This is a genomic window from Pseudomonas sp. Irchel s3f10 (assembly GCF_900187515.1).
GTDB classification, from domain to species: domain Bacteria; phylum Pseudomonadota; class Gammaproteobacteria; order Pseudomonadales; family Pseudomonadaceae; genus Aquipseudomonas; species Aquipseudomonas tensinigenes.
The window spans coordinates 40973-63598 of the sequence record NZ_FYDZ01000017.1; the positions used below are offsets into that span (position 1 = coordinate 40973).

At 59.5% G+C, this 22626-nt stretch carries 20 protein-coding genes; 12 read left to right on the forward strand and 8 right to left on the reverse strand.

Features of this window, described 5'->3' with window-relative positions; translation table 11 throughout:
• The first annotated feature begins 75 nt into the window (after positions 1 to 75).
• From bioF to CKW17_RS25800, 9 genes are all read left to right on the forward strand, one after another.
• Positions 76 to 1254: an 8-amino-7-oxononanoate synthase gene (bioF, locus tag CKW17_RS25760; RefSeq protein WP_095122557.1), complete on the forward strand. Its 1179-nt coding sequence runs from the start codon at positions 76 to 78 to the stop codon at positions 1252 to 1254.
• The gene (locus CKW17_RS25765; RefSeq protein WP_095122559.1) at positions 1247 to 1978 is read left to right on the forward strand and encodes an alpha/beta fold hydrolase; all 732 of its coding nucleotides are present in this window, start codon (positions 1247 to 1249) and stop codon (positions 1976 to 1978) included. The genes bioF and CKW17_RS25765 overlap by 8 nt, the downstream gene beginning before the upstream one ends.
• Positions 1971 to 2780: a malonyl-ACP O-methyltransferase BioC gene (gene bioC / locus CKW17_RS25770; RefSeq protein ID WP_095122560.1), complete on the forward strand. Its 810-nt coding sequence runs from the start codon at positions 1971 to 1973 to the stop codon at positions 2778 to 2780. Before CKW17_RS25765 ends, bioC begins: the two co-directional genes overlap by 8 nt.
• A complete protein-coding gene (gene bioD, locus CKW17_RS25775; protein WP_095122562.1) occupies positions 2777 to 3457 on the forward strand; it encodes a dethiobiotin synthase in 681 nt (226 codons plus the stop codon). The genes bioC and bioD overlap by 4 nt, the downstream gene beginning before the upstream one ends.
• A 108-nt stretch (positions 3458 to 3565) precedes the next feature.
• Positions 3566 to 3862 carry a pyrroloquinoline quinone biosynthesis protein PqqE gene (locus tag CKW17_RS25780; RefSeq protein WP_095122564.1) on the forward strand — a complete coding sequence of 99 codons (297 nt, stop codon included), beginning with the start codon at positions 3566 to 3568 and terminating at the stop codon, positions 3860 to 3862.
• A gap of 276 nt (positions 3863 to 4138) precedes the next feature.
• A complete protein-coding gene (locus tag CKW17_RS25785) occupies positions 4139 to 5944 on the forward strand; it encodes a phenylacyl-CoA dehydrogenase (RefSeq protein ID WP_095122565.1) in 1806 nt (601 codons plus the stop codon).
• Positions 5945 to 6136: 192 nt separating this feature from the next.
• Positions 6137 to 7426 carry a GGDEF domain-containing protein gene (locus CKW17_RS25790; protein WP_095122567.1) on the forward strand — a complete coding sequence of 430 codons (1290 nt, stop codon included), beginning with the start codon at positions 6137 to 6139 and terminating at the stop codon, positions 7424 to 7426.
• Positions 7427 to 7516: 90 nt separating this feature from the next.
• Positions 7517 to 9313 carry an acyl-CoA dehydrogenase C-terminal domain-containing protein gene (locus CKW17_RS25795; RefSeq protein ID WP_095122569.1) on the forward strand — a complete coding sequence of 599 codons (1797 nt, stop codon included), beginning with the start codon at positions 7517 to 7519 and terminating at the stop codon, positions 9311 to 9313.
• 212 nt (positions 9314 to 9525) lie between these two features.
• Positions 9526 to 11304 (forward strand): acyl-CoA dehydrogenase C-terminal domain-containing protein, encoded by a 1779-nt coding sequence (locus tag CKW17_RS25800; protein ID WP_095122571.1) that lies wholly within the window; start codon positions 9526 to 9528, stop codon positions 11302 to 11304.
• Positions 11305 to 11531: 227 nt separating this feature from the next.
• Here CKW17_RS25800 and CKW17_RS25805 read toward each other — a convergent pair whose 3' ends face one another.
• Positions 11532 to 12449: a LysR family transcriptional regulator gene (locus CKW17_RS25805; RefSeq protein ID WP_095122573.1), complete on the reverse strand. Its 918-nt coding sequence runs from the start codon at positions 12447 to 12449 to the stop codon at positions 11532 to 11534.
• A gap of 169 nt (positions 12450 to 12618) precedes the next feature.
• Here CKW17_RS25805 and CKW17_RS25810 point away from each other — a divergent pair, with 169 nt between their 5' ends.
• The 3 genes from CKW17_RS25810 (at position 12619) to CKW17_RS25825 (ending at position 14758) form a co-directional block, all read left to right on the forward strand.
• Positions 12619 to 13902: an aspartate aminotransferase family protein gene (locus CKW17_RS25810; protein WP_095122575.1), complete on the forward strand. Its 1284-nt coding sequence runs from the start codon at positions 12619 to 12621 to the stop codon at positions 13900 to 13902.
• A gap of 267 nt (positions 13903 to 14169) precedes the next feature.
• Positions 14170 to 14490, forward strand: coding sequence for a DNA-binding transcriptional regulator (locus tag CKW17_RS25820; protein ID WP_095122577.1), 321 nt, complete (start codon positions 14170 to 14172; stop codon positions 14488 to 14490).
• Positions 14491 to 14599: 109 nt separating this feature from the next.
• Positions 14600 to 14758 carry a YqaE/Pmp3 family membrane protein gene (locus tag CKW17_RS25825; RefSeq protein WP_003228885.1) on the forward strand — a complete coding sequence of 53 codons (159 nt, stop codon included), beginning with the start codon at positions 14600 to 14602 and terminating at the stop codon, positions 14756 to 14758.
• 132 nt (positions 14759 to 14890) lie between these two features.
• Here the strand turns inward: CKW17_RS25825 and CKW17_RS25830 are convergent, their stop codons facing one another.
• The 7 genes from CKW17_RS25830 to pqqF all read right to left on the reverse strand — a co-directional run bounded on the left by CKW17_RS25830 (position 14891) and on the right by pqqF (position 22603).
• Positions 14891 to 16702, reverse strand: coding sequence for a S9 family peptidase (locus tag CKW17_RS25830; protein ID WP_095122579.1), 1812 nt, complete (start codon positions 16700 to 16702; stop codon positions 14891 to 14893).
• Complete coding sequence (gene pqqE / locus CKW17_RS25835) at positions 16668 to 17807, reverse strand: pyrroloquinoline quinone biosynthesis protein PqqE (protein WP_228759287.1); 1140 nt, start codon at positions 17805 to 17807, stop codon at positions 16668 to 16670. Before pqqE ends, CKW17_RS25830 begins: the two co-directional genes overlap by 35 nt.
• On the reverse strand, positions 17800 to 18075 hold the full coding sequence (gene pqqD, locus CKW17_RS25840; protein WP_095122582.1) for a pyrroloquinoline quinone biosynthesis peptide chaperone PqqD: 276 nt from the start codon (positions 18073 to 18075) through the stop codon (positions 17800 to 17802). Before pqqD ends, pqqE begins: the two co-directional genes overlap by 8 nt.
• Complete coding sequence (gene pqqC / locus CKW17_RS25845) at positions 18072 to 18824, reverse strand: pyrroloquinoline-quinone synthase PqqC (RefSeq protein WP_095122584.1); 753 nt, start codon at positions 18822 to 18824, stop codon at positions 18072 to 18074. The genes pqqD and pqqC overlap by 4 nt, the downstream gene beginning before the upstream one ends.
• A 140-nt stretch (positions 18825 to 18964) precedes the next feature.
• Complete coding sequence (pqqB, locus tag CKW17_RS25850; protein WP_095122586.1) at positions 18965 to 19876, reverse strand: pyrroloquinoline quinone biosynthesis protein PqqB; 912 nt, start codon at positions 19874 to 19876, stop codon at positions 18965 to 18967.
• A gap of 81 nt (positions 19877 to 19957) precedes the next feature.
• Positions 19958 to 20032, reverse strand: a complete 75-nt coding sequence (pqqA, locus tag CKW17_RS25855; RefSeq protein ID WP_003422658.1) for a pyrroloquinoline quinone precursor peptide PqqA — start codon at positions 20030 to 20032, stop codon at positions 19958 to 19960.
• Between the two features lie 156 nt (positions 20033 to 20188).
• Complete coding sequence (gene pqqF / locus CKW17_RS25860) at positions 20189 to 22603, reverse strand: pyrroloquinoline quinone biosynthesis protein PqqF (RefSeq protein ID WP_095122588.1); 2415 nt, start codon at positions 22601 to 22603, stop codon at positions 20189 to 20191.
• Positions 22604 to 22626 lie beyond the last annotated feature (23 nt).

Here is a 22626-nt window from a genome sequence, read left to right on the forward strand (position 1 = left end):
TCTTTAAAAAACAACATCAAAAGATCGCAGCCTTCGGCAGCTCCTACACAGTCATTTTTCAGATGTGAGGCCTGCATGTCTTTCGATCTCGCCGCACGCCTTGCTGCCCGTCGTGCCGAAAACCTCTATCGCCAGCGACCGCTGCTCGAGTCCCCGCAAGGGCCGCAAGTGGTGGTCGACGGCAAACCGTTGCTTGCCTTCTGTAACAACGATTACCTCGGCCTGGCCAATCACCCGCAAGTGATCGAAGCCTGGCGCACCGGTGCTGAACGCTGGGGCGTCGGTGGTGGCGCCTCGCATCTGGTGATCGGCCACAGCGGCCCGCACCACGCTCTGGAAGAGGCACTGGCTGACCTCACTGGCCGCCCGCGTGCGCTGCTGTTCACCACCGGCTACATGGCCAATCTTGGCGCCGTTACGGCGCTGGTCGGGCAGGGCGATACGGTGCTGGAAGATCGCCTCAATCATGCATCGTTACTGGATGCCGGATTGTTATCTGGCGCGCGCTTCAACCGTTATTTGCACAACGATGCGGTGAGCCTGGCCAAACGTCTGGAGAAAGCCACCGGCAACACTCTGGTAGTCACCGACGGTGTGTTCAGCATGGACGGCGACCTCGCGGATCTGCCGGCGCTGGCCCGTGAAGCCAAGGCCAAAGGCGCGTGGTTGATGGTCGATGACGCTCACGGTTTCGGGCCGTTGGGTGCGAACGGCGGCGGCATCGTCGAGCACTTCGGATTGAGTCAGGAGGATGTGCCGGTACTGGTCGGCACCCTCGGCAAAGCGTTCGGCACGGCGGGGGCATTTGTCGCTGGCAGCGAAGAGTTGATCGAAAGCCTGATCCAGTTCGCCCGTCCGTACATCTACACCACCAGCCAGCCACCGGCGCTGGCCTGCGCGACGCTGAAAAGTCTGGAGCTGCTGCGCACTGAACACTGGCGTCGTGAACATCTGCAAACGCTGATCCGCCAGTTCCGCCAGGGTGCCGAGCAGATCGGTCTGGAACTGATGGACAGCTTTACGCCGATTCAGCCGATCATGATCGGTGATGCCGGGCGCGCGGTGCGGTTGTCGCAGATGTTGCGCGAGCGTGGGCTGATGGTCACTGCGATCCGCCCACCGACCGTGCCCGCCGGCAGCGCCCGCTTGCGCGTGACCCTGACCGCCGCCCACAGCGAAGCGCAGGTGCAGCTATTGTTAGAGGGACTGGCCGATTGCTTTGCCCAACTGTCGTCGGAGCCAAGCCATGCGTGATCGCCTGATTCTGCTGCCCGGTTGGGGCCTCGGCGTGTCGCCGATGGAGCCTCTGGCCGCCGCATTGCAAGGGCTCGACGAACATCTCAACGTGGAAATCGAGCGGCTGCCGGAACTGGATTCCAGCGAGCTGCAGGACTGGCTCGACGATCTTGATGAAAGCATTCCTCAGGACGTGTGGCTGGGTGGCTGGTCGCTGGGCGGCATGCTCGCGTCCGAGCTGGCGGCACGGCGTGGCGAGCGTTGCTGCGGTTTGTTGACGCTGGCGAGCAATCCTTCTTTCGTTGCCCATGAGCAGTGGCCGAACGCGATGCCCGGCGAGACTTTCGATGCGTTTCTCGCCGGTTGCCAGGCTGATCCGCGCACAACTCTCAAACGCTTCTCGCTGCTCTGTGCTCAAGGTGCGCAAGACCCGCGCGGCTTGTCGAGGTTGATGCTGGGCGGCGCGCCGAACATCGCGCCGGCGGCGCTGATGGCGGGCCTGGAATTGCTCGCGCAACTGGACACACGCGAAGCACTGCAAGCATTTCGCGGTCCGCAGTTTCATTTGTTCGCCGGACAGGACGGCTTGGTCCCGGCGGAAGCGGCGGGGGCGTTGTTCGCCCTGTTACCGGATATCGAAATCGGTCTGATCGAACAGGCCAGCCATGCCTTTCTTCTGGAAGACCCCCACGGACTGGCGGGCGCTATCCAGGCTTTTTTACATGAGTGCAGTGATGACTGAATTGTCTCTTGTGCTGCCTGGCGGCTTGCCTGACAAGCGTCAGGTCGCAGCCTCTTTTTCTCGTGCGGCGACCAGTTACGACAGCGTCGCCGAGTTGCAACGTGATGTCGGTACACAGTTGATTGAGCGTTTGCCGCAGGAGTTTGTGCCGGCGCGTTGGCTGGATCTGGGGTGTGGCACGGGTTATTTCACTCGCGCGCTGGCTTCGCGGCTTGCCGAGGGCCACGGTCTGGCGCTGGATATCGCCGAGGGCATGCTCAATCACGCGCGGCCATTGGGTGGCGCTGAGTATTTTATTGCTGGTGATGCCGAGCGCCTGCCGCTGCAGGATTCGACCTGCGACCTGATCTTCTCCAGCCTCGCCGTGCAGTGGTGCGCGGACTTCGATGCAGTGCTCAGCGAAGCTTTTCGCGTGCTGAAACCGGGTGGGATCTTCGCGTTTGCTAGTCTTTGTGCAGGGACGCTGTTTGAGTTGCGCGACAGCTGGCGGCAGGTCGATGGGCTGGTGCACGTCAACCGCTTCCGCGAGTTCTCCCGTTATGAGCAATTGTGTGCGGCCAGTGGCTTGCGCACGTTGAGCCTGGAGAATCAGCCTCACGTGCTGCATTACCCGGATGTGCGCAGTTTGACCCATGAGTTGAAAGCCTTGGGCGCGCACAATTTGAACCCGGGGCGGCCGAGCGGTTTGACCGGGCGGGCGCGGATTCTCGGTTTGGTCGACGCGTACGAGCAGTTCCGTCAGGCGTCGGGGTTGCCGGCGACTTATCAGGTGGTCTACGCCGTGTTGGAGAAACCCGTATGAGCGCAGCCTATTTCATCACCGGTACGGACACTGATGTCGGCAAGACCACGGTCGCCGCCGGATTGCTGCACGCGGCGCGTTCTGCGGGGCTGAGTACGGCGGCGGGCAAACCGGTGGCGTCCGGGTGCGAGGTGACGCCCAAGGGTTTACGCAACTCCGATGCATTGGCGCTATTGGCCGAATGTTCGCTGCCGCTGACTTATCAACAGGTCAATCCGGTGGCGTTCGAGCCGGCGATTGCTCCGCATCTGGCGGCGCGTGAAGCGGGTGTGGCCTTGACCGTGCAATCGCTGCTGGCGCCGATGCGTGAGATTCTGGCGATGAATGCCGATTTCACTCTGATCGAAGGCGCGGGTGGCTGGCGGGTGCCTTTGGCCGATCAGGATAATCTGTCGGATCTGGCGATTGCGCTGAAGTTGCCGGTGATTCTGGTGGTGGGCGTGCGGCTGGGGTGCATCAGTCATGCCTTGCTGACGGCGGAGGCGATTGCCCGTGATGGGCTGCAACTGGCCGGGTGGGTGGCGAATATCATCGATCCGAAGACTTCACGGCTGGAAGAAAACCTCGCGACGTTGGCCGAGCGGATTCCGGCGCCGTGCCTGGGGCGCGTGCCGAAACTCAAGGCCCTGAGTGCAGAGGCGGTGGCGGATCATTTGCAACTGGATCTGCTCGACTAAGCTTTTCTCTATGGGCAGGCACTGTGCCATTAGTGTTTTTGACGGGTGTTTTTCTGGCGCCTCTGCTTCAATGGCAGCCATTGATCCTTCCCAGGGATGAGAATTGTTATGGAAATCTCCGGTAACACAGCTTTTTATGCAGGTCTGAGCTCGATTCAGAGCGGGCAGAACCGCGTCGATCAGGCTGCCAGCCAGATTGCCAACAACACAATCGAGCGCTCGGTGACCAGCCAGTCATCTGAAGTGCAGATTGATCGTCTGCGCGGTGTCGATCGCGCCCAGCAATCGGATCTGGCCAGCAATATGGTCGAGATGTCTCAGGGCAAGATCCAGGCAGAGCTGGGCGTGAAAGTCGCCAAGGCTTCCGACGAAGTGCTCGGTACCATCATCGATACGTTCGCCTGATTTTTTAGCCATCGCATCCCTGAACGCCGCGCCTTGTCGCGGCGTTTTTCGTTGTAAGTCCTTCTCTCTCAACTAATCTTTTTTTCAGCACCCTTGGCTCGTTCGAGCGCATGGCGGTTTGCTGTCCCGGGCGTTTGAAAGGTGCGATGACGAACGGCAAAAGATCGACGCTTGACAAGATTTCGGCGTAAACGTATGTTTCAAACAACTGTTTGACCGTCACAACAAATCAACACGGTCGTTCATTCCCGGTTACATCAGCAGAGGTTTATCGCTATGCCTGACTACAAGGCCCCCTTGCGTGATATTCGCTTCGTTCGTGACGAACTGCTCGGCTACGAAGCGCACTATCAGAGCCTTCCGGCTTGCGCAGACGCAACTCCGGACATGGTTGACGCCATTCTCGAAGAAGGCGCCAAGTTTTGTGAGCAGGTACTGGCACCGCTGAACCGCGTGGGCGACCTCGAAGGTTGCACCTGGAGCGAGTCCGGCGTGAAAACCCCGACGGGCTTCAAAGAGGCCTACAAGCAATTCGTTGAAGGCGGCTGGCCAAGCCTGGCGCACGACGTTGAGCACGGCGGCCAAGGCCTGCCGGAGTCGCTGGGTCTGGCAGTGAGCGAAATGGTTGGCGAAGCCAACTGGTCGTGGGGCATGTACCCAGGCCTGTCGCACGGCGCGATGAACACCATCTCCGAGCACGGCACCCCGGAGCAGCAAGAAGCCTATCTGACCAAACTGGTCTCCGGCGAATGGACCGGCACCATGTGCCTGACCGAGCCGCACTGCGGCACCGACCTGGGCATGTTGCGCACCAAGGCCGAACCTCAGGCTGATGGTTCTTACAAAGTCTCCGGCACCAAGATCTTCATCTCGGCCGGCGAACACGACATGGCCGACAACATCGTCCACATCGTACTGGCCCGCCTGCCGGACGCACCGGCTGGCACCAAAGGCATCTCGCTGTTCATCGTTCCAAAGTTCATGCCGAATGCCGATGGCACTGTCGGTGAGCGCAACGCAGTGAGCTGCGGTTCGCTGGAACACAAGATGGGCATCCACGGCAACGCCACCTGCGTGATGAACTTCGACGGCGCCACCGGTTACCTGATCGGCCCGGCGAACAAAGGCCTGAACTGCATGTTCACCTTTATGAACACCGCACGTCTGGGTACCGCACTGCAGGGCCTGGCCCACGCCGAAATCGGTTTCCAGGGCGGCCTGAAATATGCTCGCGATCGTCTGCAAATGCGCTCGCTGACTGGCCCGAAAGCGCCGGAAAAAGCCGCTGACCCGATCATCGTGCACCCAGACGTACGCCGCATGCTGTTGACCATGAAGGCGTTCTCCGAAGGCAACCGTGCGATGGTGTACTTCACCGCCAAACAGGTCGACATCGTCAAATACGGCGTCGATGAAGAAGAGAAGAAGAAAGCCGACGCACTGCTGGCCTTCATGACCCCGATCGCCAAAGCGTTCATGACCGAAGTCGGTTTCGAATCCGCTAACCACGGCGTGCAGATCTATGGCGGCCACGGCTTCATCGCCGAGTGGGGCATGGAGCAGAACGTTCGCGACAGCCGCATTTCGATGCTGTACGAAGGCACCACTGGCATCCAGGCACTCGACCTGCTGGGCCGTAAAGTGCTGATGACGCAAGGCGAAGCTCTGAAAGGCTTCACCAAGATCGTCCACAAGTTCTGCCAGAACAACGAAGGCAACGAAGCCGTTGCAGAATTCGTCGCACCGCTGGCGGCAATCAACAAGGAATGGGGCGAGCTGACCATGAAGGTCGGTATGGCCGCCATGAAAGATCGCGAAGAAGTCGGCGCGGCCTCCGTGGACTACCTGATGTACTCCGGTTATGCCTGCCTGGCTTACTTCTGGGCCGACATGGCGCGTCTGGCTGCTGAAAAGCTGGCAGAAGGCAGCGGCGACGCTGCGTTCTACACCGCCAAGCTGCAAACCGCGCGTTTCTACTTCCAGCGCATCCTGCCGCGTACCCGTACCCACGTGGCCACTATGCTGTCGGGCGCCAACAACCTGATGGACATGAAAGAAGAAGACTTCGCACTGGGTTACTAAGCCTTAACGCAGTCTCCTGAAAACCGCTGCTCCCGTTAGGGGGTAGCGGTTTTTTTGTTGGTGAACAGTTCAGATAGTCGGGCTACCGGCCGTTAAAGAGACAGTGTGTGATCTGGATCACATTGTGTGGGCTTGGCTGTACTTTGCAGGCACAATGCCATCTCTTTGATATGACGGGTCGGAGCTTTACCCTTGCCGCGTTCTTCCGCTGTACGTTTCAGCCATTTCCTACCTTCACTGCTGTTGTTACTTGCGGGGTTGGCGGCTGCGTACGTCAAAGACCTCAGCGTGTTCTTCACTTCGCTGTTCAATGTGTTGCCGACCTTGGTGCTGCTGTTGGGTGGCGCGTATTGCGCGGTTTACCGCCGTCAGCGTGAACTGTTTCTGATGCTCACGGTGTACATCGCCTACTTCTTGCTTGATACCCAAACTGACTATTACCGCGATAACGGCAAGGTGCGCGAAGACGCTGCGGTGGTGTTCCACCTCGTCTGTTTGCTGCTGCCGTTGTTGTTTGGGCTGTTTGCGGCGTGGCAGGAGCGCACGCATCTGTTTCAGGACATGGTTGCGCGCTTCGCCGTGTTGCTGGCTTTTGGCAGTGTGGCGTTGGGCCTTGAGCAAAGTTATCCGCAGGCATTGCTGATCTGGCTGTCGGAAATCCGCTGGCCGGCGCTGCATGGCGCATGGATGAGTCTGATCCAGCTTTCCTATCCGGTATTTATCTCGGCGTTCCTGCTCTTGGCCTGGCAGTACTGGCGCAATCCGCGTCCACTGCATGCGGCACAATTGGTTGGCCTGCTCGGCGTGTTCTGGATGCTGCCGAAAACCTTCATCCTGCCGTTTACCTTGAACATCATGTGCAGTCAGGTGATGTTGATGATTGCCGCCGCCGTTGCGCACGAGGCTTATCAAATGGCCTTCCGCGACGAACTGACCGGTCTGCCGGGACGTCGCGCGCTCAACGAACGCATGCAGCGCTTGGGCCGCAATTATGTGCTGGCGATGAGCGACGTCGATCACTTCAAGAAATTCAACGACACCCACGGTCACGATGTCGGTGACCAGGTACTGCGTCTGGTCGCCAGCAAGCTGTCGAAAATCAGCGGTGGCGGTAGGGCGTATCGCTACGGTGGTGAGGAATTTGCTCTGGTGTTCGCAGGCAAAACCCTTGAAGAGTGCATGCCGCACCTTGAGGTGATCCGCGAGTCGATTGCGTCCTACAGCATTCAACTGCGCAATCAGGAAAACCGTCCGCAGGATGATCAGCAAGGTCGCCAGCGCCGCGCCGGTTCGGGAGCGTCCAGTGTGTCGGTGACAGTGAGCATCGGCGTCGCCGAGCGAGTGGAGCAGCGCAACCCGGAACAAGTGCTGAAGTCCGCCGACGAGGCGCTCTACGCCGCTAAAGGCGCGGGGCGTAACTGCGTGATGGCGTACGGACAAAACCGCCGTGGCGCAGTGCGCATGGACACCGCTGCGGGTTGAGTGATGACGGCGCATTCAGCGTCTGCACAGTGATTGTGGGGCGTGGTGGCCGGCAGTAGGTTGAGGCAATCTGCTGACGGAGAAGCCACCATGCCTGAGTACAAAGCTCCCCTGCGCGACATGCGCTTTCTGATCGACCACGTCTTCGACTTCCACGCCAATTACGCCGCTCTCGGCGCCCACGACGCCAGCCCGGACATGATCAACGCGATCCTCGAAGAGGGCGCGAAGTTCTGCGAGAACATTCTGGCACCGCTCAATCGCAGCGGTGACGAAGAGGGCTGCCATTTCGACAATGGTGTGGTGACAACGCCTACAGGCTTCAAGCAAGCCTTCGCACAATACGTCGAGGGCGGCTGGCACGGTCTGGCCGCAGACCCGACCTACGGCGGCCAAGGCCTACCAAGTTCGCTGGGGCTGGTGATCAGCGAAATGGTCGGCTCCAGCAACACGTCCTGGGGCATGTACCCGGGGCTGACACACGGCGCGATGGCGGCGATTCACGCCCACGGCAGCGCCGAGCAGAAAGACACCTACCTGAGCAAACTCACCGCCGGCCAGTGGACCGGCACCATGTGCCTGACCGAAGCCCATTGCGGCACCGACCTGGGCATCATCAAGACCCGCGCCGTGCCTCAGGCTGACGGCAGTTATGCGGTCACCGGCAGCAAGATTTTCATCTCTGCCGGCGAGCATGACATGAGCGACAACATCATCCATCTGGTGTTGGCCAAACTGCCGGACGCGCCGGCCGGAACCAAAGGGATTTCGCTGTTTATCGTGCCGAAATTCTTGCCGGATGCGACGGGGGAGGCAGGCGAGCGCAATGGCGTGTCCTGCGGTTCGATCGAACACAAAATGGGCATCAAGGCTTCGGCCACGTGCGTGTTGAACTTCGACGGCGCCAAGGGCTATCTGATCGGCGAGGCGAACAAAGGCCTGAACTGCATGTTCACCATGATGAACCATGCACGCCTCGGCACCGGGATGCAGGGTTTGTGTCTGGGCGAAGCAAGCTTTCAGGGCGCGATCAAATACGCCAACGATCGCTTGCAGATGCGTTCGCTGACCGGTGCCAAAGCCCCGGACAAAGCCGCCGATCCGATCATCGTTCACCCGGATGTGCGGCGCATGTTGCTGACCATGAAGGCCTTCAACGAGGGCAATCGTGCGCTGACCTATTTCACCGCGCAGTTGCTTGATGTCGCGCATCTGAGCAGCGATGCCGAGGCGCGTCAGGAGGCTGAGGACTTGCTGGCGTTCCTCACGCCGATCTGCAAGGCGTTCATGACCGACACCGGGCTGGAAGTGACCAACCACGGCATGCAGGTGTTTGGTGGCCACGGTTTTATTCGCGAGTGGGGCATGGAGCAGTTGGTTCGCGACTGTCGGATTGCGCCGATCTACGAAGGCACCAACGGCATTCAGGCGCTGGATCTGCTGGGGCGCAAGGTGCTGGGCAGTCAGGGCAAGTTGCTGCGCGGCTTCACCAAAATAGTCCATAAGTTCTGCGCGGCCAACGCCGAGCACCCGCAACTGGGCAGTTTCGTTGCGCAACTCTATGAGCTGAACCAGCAGTGGGGCGACCTGACCATGAAGGTTGGGATGGCGGCGATGAAGAACCCGGATGAGGTGGGCGCGGCGTCGGTGGATTACCTGATGTACAGCGGTTACATCATTCTCGGTTATCTGTGGTTGCGTATGGCATTGGTGGCGCAGGCGCAACTGGAGGCGGGCGAGGGTGAGGCGGATTACCTGCGCGGGAAGTTGGCGACGTGCGAGTTTTACTTCAAGCGTTTGTTGCCGCGTACGGCAGCGCATCGGGCGGCGATCGAGGCGGGGAGTGATTGTTTGATGAAGTTGCCGGCGGAAATGTTTGCGCTTTAAGCAAGATCAAAAGATCGCAGCCTTCGGCAGCCCCTACATAGGATCGTGTTTTACCTGTAGGTGCTGGCGAAGGCTGTGATCTTTTTTGATGACTAAAAATAACAAAACAGTCACCGGTTGACCCTATGTGTCGCAAAAGTTGTTGAGGTACACTCCGGCTCAACGAAAGCACCATTCCACGAATCACCTGTTTAGATCTTGCGAGGTTTGCCATGGCTGACTACAAAGCGCCGCTGCGCGATATGCGCTTCGTCCTCAATGAAGTGTTCGAAGTCGCCAAACTCTGGGCTGAACTGCCAGCGCTGGCCGAGACCGTCGACGCCGAAACCGTTGAAGCCATTCTCGAAGAGGCCGGCAAGGTCACCAGCAAAAGCATCGCGCCACTGAGCCGTGCCGCTGACGAAGAAGGTTGCCATTGGGCCGACGGCGCCGTCACCACCCCTGCCGGTTTCCCACAGGCTTATCAGACTTATGCCGAAGGCGGCTGGGTTGGCGTCGGTGGCGATCCGCAATACGGCGGCATGGGCATGCCCAAAGCCGTGTCGGCGCAAGTCGAAGAAATGGTCAACTCCGCCAGCCTGTCCTTCGGTCTGTACCCGATGCTGACCGCCGGCGCCTGCCTGTCGATCAACGCCCACGCCAGCGAAGAGCTGAAAGCTGCGTACCTGCCGAACATGTACGCCGGCGTCTGGGCCGGTTCGATGTGCCTGACCGAGCCACACGCCGGTACCGATCTGGGGATTATTCGCACCAAGGCCGAGCCTCAGGCCGACGGTTCCTACAAGGTCAGCGGCACCAAGATCTTCATCACCGGTGGCGAACACGACCTTACCGAAAACATCATTCACCTGGTGCTGGCGAAACTGCCGGACGCGCCAGCGGGTCCGAAAGGCATTTCGCTGTTCCTCGTGCCGAAGTTCATGGTCAATGCCGACGGCAGCCTGGGCGCGCGCAACCCGGCGAACTGCGGTTCGATCGAACACAAAATGGGTATCCAGGCCTCCGCGACTTGCGTGATGAACTTCGATGAAGCCGTGGGTTATCTGGTTGGCGAGCCGAACAAAGGCCTCGCCGCGATGTTCACCATGATGAACTACGAACGTCTGGGCGTCGGCATCCAGGGCCTGGCCACCGGCGAGCGCTCTTACCAGAACGCCGTTGAATATGCGCGTGACCGTCTGCAAAGCCGTTCGCCAACCGGCGCGCAGAACAAAGACAAAGTCGCAGACCCGATCATCGTCCACCCGGACGTGCGGCGCATGCTGCTGACCATGAAAGCCTCGAACGAAGGTGGCCGTGCGTTCTCCACCTACGTGGCGATGCAACTCGACACCGCCAAGTTCAGCGAAGACGCCACCACCCGCAAACGTGCGGAAGATCTGGTTGCACTGTTGACGCCGGTGGCCAAGGCGTTCCTCACCGATCTGGGTCTGGAAACCACCGTGCACGGCCAGCAGATTTTCGGCGGCCACGGCTATATCCGCGAGTGGGGTCAGGAGCAACTGGTGCGCGACGTGCGCATCACCCAGATCTACGAAGGCACCAACGGCATTCAGGCACTGGACCTGGTCGGTCGCAAGATCGTCGGCAGCGGTGGCGCGTTCTACAAACTGTTCGCCGACGAGATCCGCCACTTCACCGCCACCGCGAGTGCCGATCTGGGCGAATTCACCAAACCGCTGAACGATGCCGTCAACACCCTCGACGAGCTGACCTCGTGGCTGCTGGATCGGGCGAAAAACAACCCGAACGAAATCGGCGCGGCCTCAGTCGAATATCTGCAAGCGTTTGGATACGTTTCCTACGCCTACATGTGGGCGTTGATGGCCAAAGCCTCGTTGGGTAAAGAAGCGCAGGACGATTTCTATGCCAGCAAGCTCGGCACCGCGCGCTTCTACTTCGCCCGTTTGCTGCCGCGTATTCACTCGTTGAGTGCGTCGGTGAAGGCCGGTAGCGAGTCGCTGTTCCTGCTGGATGCAGCGCAATTCTGATGCGATAGCGTCATGTAAGCATTTGCTTACATGACGTGCTGCTGTTCTCCCATATGCGTGGATTGGATCCACGGCTAATCTACATTTCATGGACGTCGCGCAGGAAGCGCAAAGCAACAACACGGACACGTAGGATTCTGCCAGGGTGGCGGAGTGAAATGGATGTCAGGGAAACAGTCTGCAAAGCCCCGCTTCGGCGGGGTTTTCTTTTGCCTGCAGAAAAGTGCTCAGGCCAAGGGATCCAGCGCCGGTTTCAATTCTTCACGCGCCATCACTTCTTCGAGCAAGGTCCGCAGTAACGCCAAAGAGGCCTGCTGGCGTTGCACATCGCGACACACCAGACCTACCTTCAGCGGCACCCGTGGTTCGCTCAGCGGTTTCCACAGCAGATCCTGATCGTCGTACTCCTTTTGCGAACGCCCCGGCAGCACCGTCGCCAGTTTGGTGTGCGGCAGACTGTCGAGAATCCCCACCATATTGTTCAGCTCAGCTTGCACCTGCGGGCGACGTCCCAGCGCGGTCAGTTGCGCCTGCCAGATCTGGCGGATCTGAAATTCTTCGCCCAACAGCAGCATCGGCAACTCGGCAGCCTGGCGCATTGAGACTTTCTTGAATTCACGCAAGGGGTGATCGGCCGGGATAACCAGCGTCAGTTCATCTTCATACAGCATCACGCCATGCAGGCCCGGTTGTCGCGGCGGCAGATAACTGATGCCGATGTCCAATGAACCGTTGAGCAGACGCCTTTCGATTTCAAGCCCAGTCAATTCATAAATCTGCACCACCAAGTGCGGCTGCGCCTTGCGCACCCGCTCAAGCATTTGCGGCACCAGACTGGTGTGAACCGTTTGCAGCACGCCGATCGCCAGCGTGCGCAAGGCCTGACCTTTGAAATTTCCCAACGCCTCGCGCGCCCGTTGCAAACCATCCAGCAGCGGCAGGGCATGGTTGTACAGCGTGTGCGCGGCGAGAGTTGGCAGCAGGCGTTTGCTGCTGCGTTCGAACAAGGTGACGTCGAGGTTCTGTTCGAGCTGACGGATCTGCTGCGACAGTGCCGGTTGCGAGATCGAAAGGCGCTCCGCCGCCCGGCCAACATGGCCTTCTTCGTAGACCGCGACGAAATAACGCAGTTGTTTGAAATCCATAAGTAATGCTTATCGAAAATGCTGGTAAATCGAAATGGCCCGCAAGCCTCGGTGAGCCTAGTCTAACCGCATTCACAAGGCTTACAGGGCCAGAAAGCGCGATGAATAGCGTTCGCTTCGACAGTGTTTGCATAGGCAGTTCAAAACACCTGAAACGAGGTGTTTTTCAATGAATCTGTTCAGTTTGCGGCGTCAGACGCCGAGTCTTGATGACCTCGCCTTCGAGGCCAATCCTGCTGAAAGCAGCGAAAATCCTAGCGCTGAAAGGCTGATGCCCAGCATCGAACGACCGCAGCAGGTGTTCGTCCGGGGGCAGGGGTCGTGGCTGTGGGACAGTAACGACCGCGCGTACCTCGATTTTTCCCAGGCCGGTGGCGCCAACAGCCTTGGCCACAGCCCTTCGGCATTGGTCAAAGCCATCAGCAGTCAGGCGCAGGCGCTGATCAATCCCGGTTTCAATCTGCATAATCGCGGCATGCTCAGCCTTGCCGAGCGTCTGTGCGCCGCTACCTCCAGCGATCAGGCCTACCTGCTCAACAGCGGCAGCGAAGCCTGTGAAGCAGCGATCAAACTGGCGCGCAAATGGGGCCAACTGCATCGCGGCGGCGCCTCGCGGATCATTGTCGCGAAGCAGGGTTGTCACGGTCGCAGTCTGGCGACAATTTCCGCCTCGGACAGCTGCAACCTGCACAACCGTTTTGCGCCACTGCTGCCGGGTTTTGATCGGGTGCCGTTCAACGACTTGCCGGCAATGCACGCGGCGGTTGATGCGCAGACCGTGGCGATCATGCTGGAGCCGATCCAGAGCGACTCAGGAGTTGTGCCGGCGACCGAGCATTACCTCAAAGGTGTCGAACGACTGTGCCGCGAATTGGGCATTCTGCTGATTCTCGACGAAGTACAGACCGGCATCGGTCGCTGCGGCACCTTGCTCGCCGAACAATCCTACGGCGTGCGCGCCGATATCGTTGTGCTCGGCAAAGGGCTTGGCGGCGGTGTGCCATTGGCGGCGCTGCTGGCGCGGGGCAAGGCCTGCTGTTTCGAGGCCGGCGAACTCGGCGGCACGCATCACGGCAATGCATTGATGACGGCGGCCGGTCTGGTCGTGCTCGACAGCGTGCACGACCGCAGCTTCCTCCAGCAGATCAAAGATAACGGTCAGCACCTGCGTGAAGGTCTGGCCCGATTGGCACACCGCTACGACCACGGCGAATTGCGCGGCCAAGGCCTGTTCTATGGTCTGACCCTGTCGGACGATTCCGCCGATGCTGTGGTCCATGCAGCCCTGCACGAAGGCCTCCTGCTCAATGCCCCGCAAGCCAACTGCCTGCGCTTCACCCCGGCGCTCACCGTGAGCAAAACCAACATCGACGAAATGCTCCTGCGCCTGGGCCGCGCCTTTTCGCGAGTGCGCACCGCACAACTGCAATGCCGCAAAGGGATTGCCGTCTGAACTGAAGTTTCCTACCCGATTTCCAGAACCGTCTCGCGGTATAACGCACGCCCCACGCCTGATTCTTTTGGCGTGGGGCGTTTTTTTGTGGCCGGGTTTTGCAGATGGTGTTTAGAGCTTGAGAGTTCGTCGTGCGAATGGTTTTTTAGGAGGTCCCTGCGACATCTGAATTGAAGGATTTACGAAAGTTAGCCAAAGCCTATGCTCAGCTGACCGAGGAGCAGATCCGGGATTTGTTGGCAATGAAGGAGTTTGTGGAGATATTTCATGAGTAAGAAATTCAAAAGTGAAGTTTTTGGATCGATACACGAATCAGCCAGCGCTCTACTGGCTGTCGGCGCAATCAGCAAGGCAACAATGCGGGAGTTTGATGAGTCGTGTCTGGCAACGGTTCCTGAAGCGATCCCGGCGGAACAGATCAAGGCTCTGCGCGAACGCAATAACGTTAGCCAGCCGGTATTCGCTCGCTACTTGAACACGAGCGCGTCGACAGTCAAACAATGGGAGTCGGGAGACAAACACCCCAGCGGAATGGCGCTGAAGTTACTGAGCATCGTGCAGAAGCACGGACTGCAAATTCTTTGCTGAGCTATCAGTTTGATACCGACACCGTGATTAGCACTGAACCCTGACGAGCGGCGCGGGTCGATTAGCTTGTATGGCTCAAGTGAGCCAACCCCCATACAGGAGCTGCCCCATGGATTTCATTCGCATCATCATCGCTATTCTGTTGCCACCACTGGGCGTGTTTCTGCAGGTCGGGTTTGGCGGGGCGTTCTGGCTGAACATTCTGCTGACGTTGTGCGGGTATATTCCGGGGATCGTGCATGCGGTTTACATCATCGCCAAGCGCTGAATACTGCGGCGCCAAGTAGATAGCTTTCGCGAGCAGGCTCGCTCCCACAGGGGATTTGTGAACGACACAGATCCAATGTGGGAGCGAGCCTGCTCGCGAATGGGGCTGCGCGATTTCAACGGGGCGCCCTGATCAGTCCGCCAACCCCATCACGCGGCGATAAAACTTCCACTCCTGCTCCAGCGCATGCGCCTGATTGGCGGCGCGACGGAAGCCGTGGCGTTCGTCGGGGTAGTAATGCGCTTCGACCGCGATGCCGTTCTGCTCCAGCGCCGTGACCATGTCGCGGGTTTGTTGCGGGACAACCACGGCGTCCAGTTCTCCCTGAAAGAAGATCACCGGTACGCGTATTTTGTTTGCGTGCAGCAACGGTGTGCGTGCGGCGTAGCGTTCGGCGTCTTGCTCGGGATCGCCGATCAGCCAGTCCAGATAATCACCTTCAAATTTGTGCGTTGCCCGAGCCAACGCAACCGGGTCGCTAACGCCGTACAAACTCGCTCCGGCGCGGAAAACCTGTTTGAACGCCAGCGCACATAATGTGGTGTAGCCGCCTGCGCTACCACCTCGAATGAATGCGCGTTCACCGTCGATCAAGCCTTGTTCGGCGAGATACGCGACCACCGCACAAGCATCCTCGACGTCCACTTCACCCCAGCTCAGGTACAAGGCCTGTCGATATTCCCGGCCATAACCGCTGCTGCCGCGATAGTTGAGATCGGCGACGGAGAAGCCGCGTTGCGTCCAGTACTGGATTCGCGGATCAAGCATCGGGTAGCAGGCTGATGTCGGGCCGCCGTGAATGAACACCACCAGCGGCGGTTTTGTCTCGCCGCTCATGGCTGGATAAAAGAATCCGTGTGCTTCGCCCGAACCGCTTGGGTAGCGCAGGGTTTGCGGACGGCTGATGCGTTCGGCGGGCAGGGGCGCAACACCACCGGCCAGCACTTTCACTTCGCGACTCGTTCGATCAATAGCGATGACCGCCGAAGGGCTGATCGGCGAGGCGGCGATGCAGTAGATAAATTGCGCATCCAAAGCCAAATGCCGGAAGCGGCTGTAGTCACCGGTGAAGTCGTCATCACCTAATGTCAGACGGCCGAAACCGCCTTCACTCCAACTGGCTAAAACCGAATTTTCAACAGGCAACCAAGTGCAGCCGCCCAGTTGCCACGGTGCTGGCGCGTGATCGGCTTGCGCAGCAGGTAATGGCTCCAAACCGTCGGAAGTCTCAGCCCACGGCTGCCAGAATCCACCACGATCGGTCAGGCAATAAAGGCGATTGTCGGCATCGAATCGCGGTTGTTGGATGGACTCTTCAAACTCGGCGCCAGCCACGCATTGCGGCGAACCAAATGCACCGTCAGTCGAACGCTCAGCCACCATCAACCGGGTCGACGTCCACGGCTGATGCGGGCGACACCACTCGATCCAGGCCAACCGCTGGCCATCCACACTAAGGATTGGCGCCGCATAAAAATCCGCGCCTTCAGCCAATAAATGCCGCGTTCCGTCAGCCAGATCGATGGCGACGAGCCGATGCTGATCTTGCTGTTCTTCGACCGCCAGCACTCGGCCGAAAGCAAAATGCAGATCGCCATAACGGCACTCGCCCGAGGTCAATGCTTCCGGCTCGCCACCGAGCTTCTGGCGGTACAACTGCTGATCCGCCTCAGCGACGAAAACCACCCCATCCGGCGTCAGACAAAACGCGCCACCGCCATATTCGTACACCCGACTGCGCACACTGAAACCATCCGGTGTCAGACATTTCGCCACGCCATCGCGCCAATGCCAGATCCGGCACGCGGCATCTTCCGGACGATATTCATTCCAGAACAGCCCGTTGGCGCCGAGCTGAAGTTCGGCGAAGTCCATACCGGCTGCGACGGCTTGCGAGGCGCTGAAAGGCTCAGCCCTTGGCGATGAGGCGCGAGTTTCGTTCATTGCGGAAGGCCAATTGTTCGATGGTTTGAGTGGCGGTCTCGGCTTCTTCGCGGGCCTTGAGAATCACGCCGTGATGTTCGGATTTGCTGCACACAGGGTCAGCATTGCTCGCATCACCAGTGAGCATGAACGCCTGACAGCGGCAGCCGCCGAAGTCTTTTTCTTTCTCATCGCACGAGCGGCACGGCTCGGGCATCCAGTCGTAACCGCGAAAGCGGTTGAAGCCGAACGAGTCGTACCAGATGTGCTGCATGCTGTGATCGCGCACATTGGGAAATTGCACCGGCATCTGCCGGGCGCCATGGCAGGGCAGCGCGGTGCCGTCCGGGGTGACTGTCAGAAAGATGCTGCCCCAGCCGTTCATGCAGGCTTTCGGGCGTTCTTCGTAGTAATCCGGGGTGACGAAAATCAGCTTGCACGGATGCCCTTCGGCTTCCAGTTTTGCCCGGTATTCGTTGGTGATGCGTTCGGCACGCACCAGTTGTTCCTTGGTCGGCAACAGGCCGACACGATTGAGCTGCGCCCAACCGTAGAACTGGCAGGTGGCGAGCTCGACGAAGTCGGCTTCGAGCGCAATGCACAGCTCGATGATGCGGTCGATCTTGTCGATGTTGTGCCGATGGGTGACGAAGTTCAGCACCATCGGATAGCCGTGGGCCTTAACCGCGCGGGCCATTTCCAGCTTCTGTGCGAAAGCCTTTTTCGAACCGGCCAGCAGGTTGTTCACTTGCTCGTCGCTGGCCTGGAAACTGATCTGGATGTGATCGAGACCGGCCTTCTTGAAGTCGCTGATTTTCTGCTCGGTCAGACCGATGCCTGAGGTGATCAGGTTGGTGTAGAAACCCAATTGCCGCGCTTCATGAATCAGCTCGGCGAGATCCTGACGCACCAGCGGCTCACCACCGGAAAAGCCCAATTGCGCTGCGCCCATCTCCCGCGCTTCGCGGAACACCTTGATCCACTGCTCGGTGCTCAGCTCTTTGCCCTGCTCGGCGAAATCCAGCGGATTGGAGCAGTACGGGCATTGCAGCGGGCAGCGGTAGGTCAGCTCGGCGAGCAGCCACAGCGGCAGGCCGACTTCAGGCTTGGGTGGCAGATCAGGCAAGTTCGATCCAGTGCTGCGCACGGGCAACCTCCATGAATTGCTCGATGTCGTCACCGAGCTCAGGCACGCCGGGGAACTGCTCATCGAGTTTGGCGATGATCGCCGCGACATTGCTTTGACCGTCAATCAAACCGCCGATCAGCGCGGCAGATTCATTGAGCTTGATCATGCCTTCCGGATAAAGCAGCACATGACCTTTTTGTGCCGGTTCGTACTGGAAGCGGTAGCCGGGACGCCAGGTCGGGATTTTGCTGCGGTCGAAACTCATAAGGTGATTCCTTTATGCCAGACCCGTTGTTCGGTGACGCTGTGATACGGCGGGCGGTTCAGTTCGTAGGCCATGCTCATGGCATCGAGCATGCTCCAAAGAATGTCCAGTTTGAACTGGAGAATTTCCAGCATGCGCTCCTGGCCTTCGCGCGTCTTGTAGTGCTCCAGCGTGATCGCCAGACCGTGCTCGACATCGCGTCGCGCCTGACCGAGGCGGGTGCGGAAGTATTCGTAACCGGCCGGATCGATCCACGGGTAATGCTGCGGCCAACTGTCGAGGCGCGACTGGTGGATGTGCGGTGCGAACAGTTCGGTCAACGAGCTGCTGGCGGCTTCCTGCCAACTGGCGCGGCGGGCGAAGTTGACGTAGGCGTCGACGGCGAAACGCACGCCGGGCAGCACCAGTTCCTGGGAGCGCAGTTGATCCGGGTCGAGACCGACCGCTTGGCCGAGACGCAGCCAGGCTTCGATGCCGCCGTCTTCGCCGGGAGCTCCGTCATGGTCGAGCAGGCGCTGAATCCACTCGCGACGGATTTCGCGGTCCGGGCAATTGGCGAGGATCGCCGCGTCCTTCAGGGGGATGTTCACCTGATAGTAGAAGCGGTTGGCGACCCAGCCCTGAATCTGCTCGCGAGTGGCGCGGCCTTCATACATCGCCACATGATACGGGTGGTAGATGTGGTAGTAGGCGCCTTTGGCGCGCAGGGCCGCTTCGAATTCGGCGGGGGACAGCGGGGTGTCGGTCATTGCGGTTCTCCGGGGAACAACCCTAGAAATATCTGGTGTCTGTGCCGGCCTTATCGCGAGCAGGCTCACTCCTACAGGGGATCGCATTCCAATGTAGGAGTGAGCCTGCTCGCGATAGACCGCGCAGCGGTCTCAAATGCTTACAGCACAATACTCATGCCATCGAACGCCACTTCAACATTCCGCCGCGCCAGTTCCGCACGCTCCGGCGAATCTTCATCGAGAATCGGATTGGTATTGTTGATGTGGATAAGTACCTTGCGCTGCTTCGGCAACTGCTCCAGCACTTCCAGCATGCCGCCAGGCCCGTTCTGTGCCAGATGGCCCATCTCGCGACCGGTGCGAGTGCCAACGCCACGGCGCTGCATTTCATCGTCATCCCACATCGTGCCGTCGACCAACAGGCAATCGCTGCCCGCCATGATTTCCAGCAACGGCGCATCGACCTTGCCCAGCCCCGGCGCATAGAACAATTTGCCGCCGGTGTTCAGGTCTTCCACGATCAAACCAATGTTGTCGCCCGGATGCGGATCGAAGCGGTGCGGCGAGTACGGCGGCGCAGCGCTGCGCAACGGCAGCGGGGTGAAGCGCAGGTTCGGGCACGCGGCCACGGTGAAGCTCTGGTCGAGTTCGATGCGATTCCAGTCCAGCCCGCCGTTCCAGTGGGTGAGCATCTTGAACAGTGGAAAACCGGTACTGAGGTCTTCGTGAACCATGTCCGTGCACCAGACCTGATGCGGGCAACCTTCGCGCAGACTGAGCAGGCCGGTGGTGTGGTCGATCTGGCTGTCCATCAGGATGATCGCGCTGATGCCGGTGTCACGCAGGGCGCGGCCCGGTTGCATCGGGGCGAAGCTTTGCAGCTGCGCGCGGATGTCCGGCGAGGCGTTGCACAACACCCAGTTCACGCCGTCATCGGAAATCGCGATGGACGATTGGGTGCGGGCCTTGGCATTCAGGCTGCCGTCGCGAAAGCCTGCGCAATTGACGCAGTTGCAGTTCCACTGCGGAAAACCGCCGCCAGCGGCCGAACCCAGAATCTGGACGAACATGAACACTCCATCATTTCAACGCGGAAAATAAAACGCCTCGGCGAGCCGAGGCGTTGCACTGCAATTCTACGTGAGCAGAACTCAGCGGCTGGCGAAGTACATGGTGACTTCGAAGCCGATACGCAGGTCGGTGTAAGCAGGTTTTGTCCAGGACATGGTGTGTCTCCTCAGGGTGGGTGGGATAGCGCTGTCCATAGTTATAGTCCACGGCAGCGCAGAGATGTTCCAAATAGTTAGGCTGCTATGTTACTCAAAATTTCACCGGGATTGCCCGTGAATCTTTGAGAAAGCTCCTTGCAGCCTCGGTAATGATCAATTTGCCGCTTGCCATGGGGTTTGCGGCACTGGATCGCTGGCGAGGCAGAGCCAGCCACCTTCTGCGTTGATCAAGCGCTGTGCAGCGCTGAGCAGTGTCTGGCGATCCAGTAGGCCGATGACAGCGATCAGTTGCTCAAGATAATCCGACGAGTGGCCAGCGAGTTTGGCCTGCCAGAGCAATTCGGCCGCCTCTTTGCCGGCCAGGGTGGCGTCGTCGAATTGATCGGCGAGCTTTTGCCGGTGTTGGCTGAGGCCGACGTCATCAAGCTGTTCGATCAGCGCGGGAATGCCGTTGAGAAACTGTTGAATGTGCTCGAGCAACTCCGCAGGTTTGGCATTTGGCGATTGCACACCGAACAGGAGGGCGGTTTGACCCTGGATCTGGCGCAGCGCACTGAATACCGCGTAGCCCAATTGCAACTCGACTCGCAAACGCTGATAGAACGGTGTCTGGCAAAGCTGCGCGAGCAGGCGCCACGCGGCTTCGTCGGCGATGTCACGATTGGCGGTCGGGCAGCACAGCAGCAAGGCGTGTTCGCTGGATGCGGTATCGATGTGGCTCCAGTGTTTTTGCACTGCGATCGCCTCAGCTGCTGGCAACTGATTGTCCGGAATCCCGGGAATGCGGCTAAGGGCCAGGCCCATGGCTGACTGTGTCTGTTGATTCAGACCCAAGGCGAGGCCGTCCCAGCGCGAAGTTGTCCACAGGTGTTTGGCGTCGTCGCCGGTTTTGGCAGATTGCAGAACATGTTCCGGCAACGCTTTAAGCAGCTGGCGAATGGGGATCAGCGGCGTTTCCGGCTCACTACGTGGGGAATTCGCGTCAACTTGCGTCAGATTTTTCAGCGCGTGCTCAAGGATGCTGGGTATCGATTCCTGAAAACCGGTGAGCTTCAGGAGCCATTGCGTACCGCTGGCGTTGAAAGACAACTCCACCCCGGCTTCGCGCGCGTCCTGCTGCGTTTGCCGAAGACTGCGTTGCAATCTTGAGTGCAGATCAGCGGTGGCTGCAGCTTCCATGTACCAACGCAGGTAGATCGCGCCTTCATCGCCGCTGTCCGTCAATGCCTGGCTGAACTGCATCGGCGAGCGTTCGCGGCGCCCGCGTGAGCGATCCTGAGCAAACGTGCGCAGGCCACGGTGGGCGCTGGTCTGGCCGCGAATCAGCCCGGCATTGGCCAGAGGTTCGCTGGCGCGCAGGAATGGATTGGCAGCGGGCAGGTGCCAGTGCTCGCTGAAGTTATCCACAGTGCCGATGTCGCCGAGGATCTGCCTGAGGGCTGCAACGCCGGAATCGGCCAAGCCGTGTTCCAACTGCTCACTGTCGAGCCGCGCCAGTTGCAGCGCGCCACTGACTTGCTGCTGACGTTGAAGCAGGGCGGCGTATTCCTCGCGCAGTGGCGCCCAATCCTGCTGGGCAAAGAAACTCAGCCAATCGCGCAGATGTTCGCGAATGGCCGTCAACGATTCGGATGGAGCAGTGAATTCCAGATGCAGTAACGCTTGTCCGGCAAAGTGATAAACCGGCACTGCGTTCAAACCATCGGCGAGATTCTGCTGCTGCAAATGCGCCAGCAATCCGCCGGGTTTGCCGCTGTTCAACCAATGACAGAGAAACGCCAAAGCCTCGCCGGACGATTCAGGCACGGTATCGAAGGCGAACATCAGGTTGCCGCGCTGTTTACCGACCTGTTGATAACTTTTCACCGCCAGCGGCAGGGGCATGACCTGCGCAACTTTATCCCCAACCGGCAACATAGACGCGAAATGCTCAGCCAGCGCTTTTAGTTCTTCAAGACTTTGCGGCCCCGCCAGACTCAAGGTCATTTGCCCGGTCTGATAAAACTGTTGGTGGAAATCGTTCAACGCCTGCTGAAACGCCGGATCCTCCACTCTGAGACTGTCCCGATTCCCCGCGTGAAACCCGCGCAACGGATGCTCTGCCGGTAAACCTTCATACAACGCAAACTGCTGCTGAGCCGCAGGATCCTGCGACCAGGCGACAAACTCCGCCTGCAACACTTCCCGTTCCCGCAACTGATCGTCCAGATTCATACGCGGATTGGCGAGCATGTCTGACAGACGCTCCAATCCAGCGCTGAACGCTTGTGTCGGCAGCTCAAAGAAAAAGTCGGTGGTACGTTCTCGCGTGCTGGCATTCACTTGCCCGCCATGGCCTTGCACGTAGGCCATCAGTCCTTCGCCCGCAGGAAAACGCTCGGTGCCGAGAAACAACAAATGCTCGAGAAAATGCGCCAGCCCCGGCCATGTCAATGACACGTCATGGCTACCGGCGGCCACGCGTAGTACAGCGGCGCTGCGCTTCAGGCCGGGCACATGACGCAGGGTCACGCGCAAGCCGTTGGCCAGGGTTTCAGTGTGAGGGCGGGGGTGAGTCGGCGCAGGCATGGGCACTTCCAGAACAGTGAAGT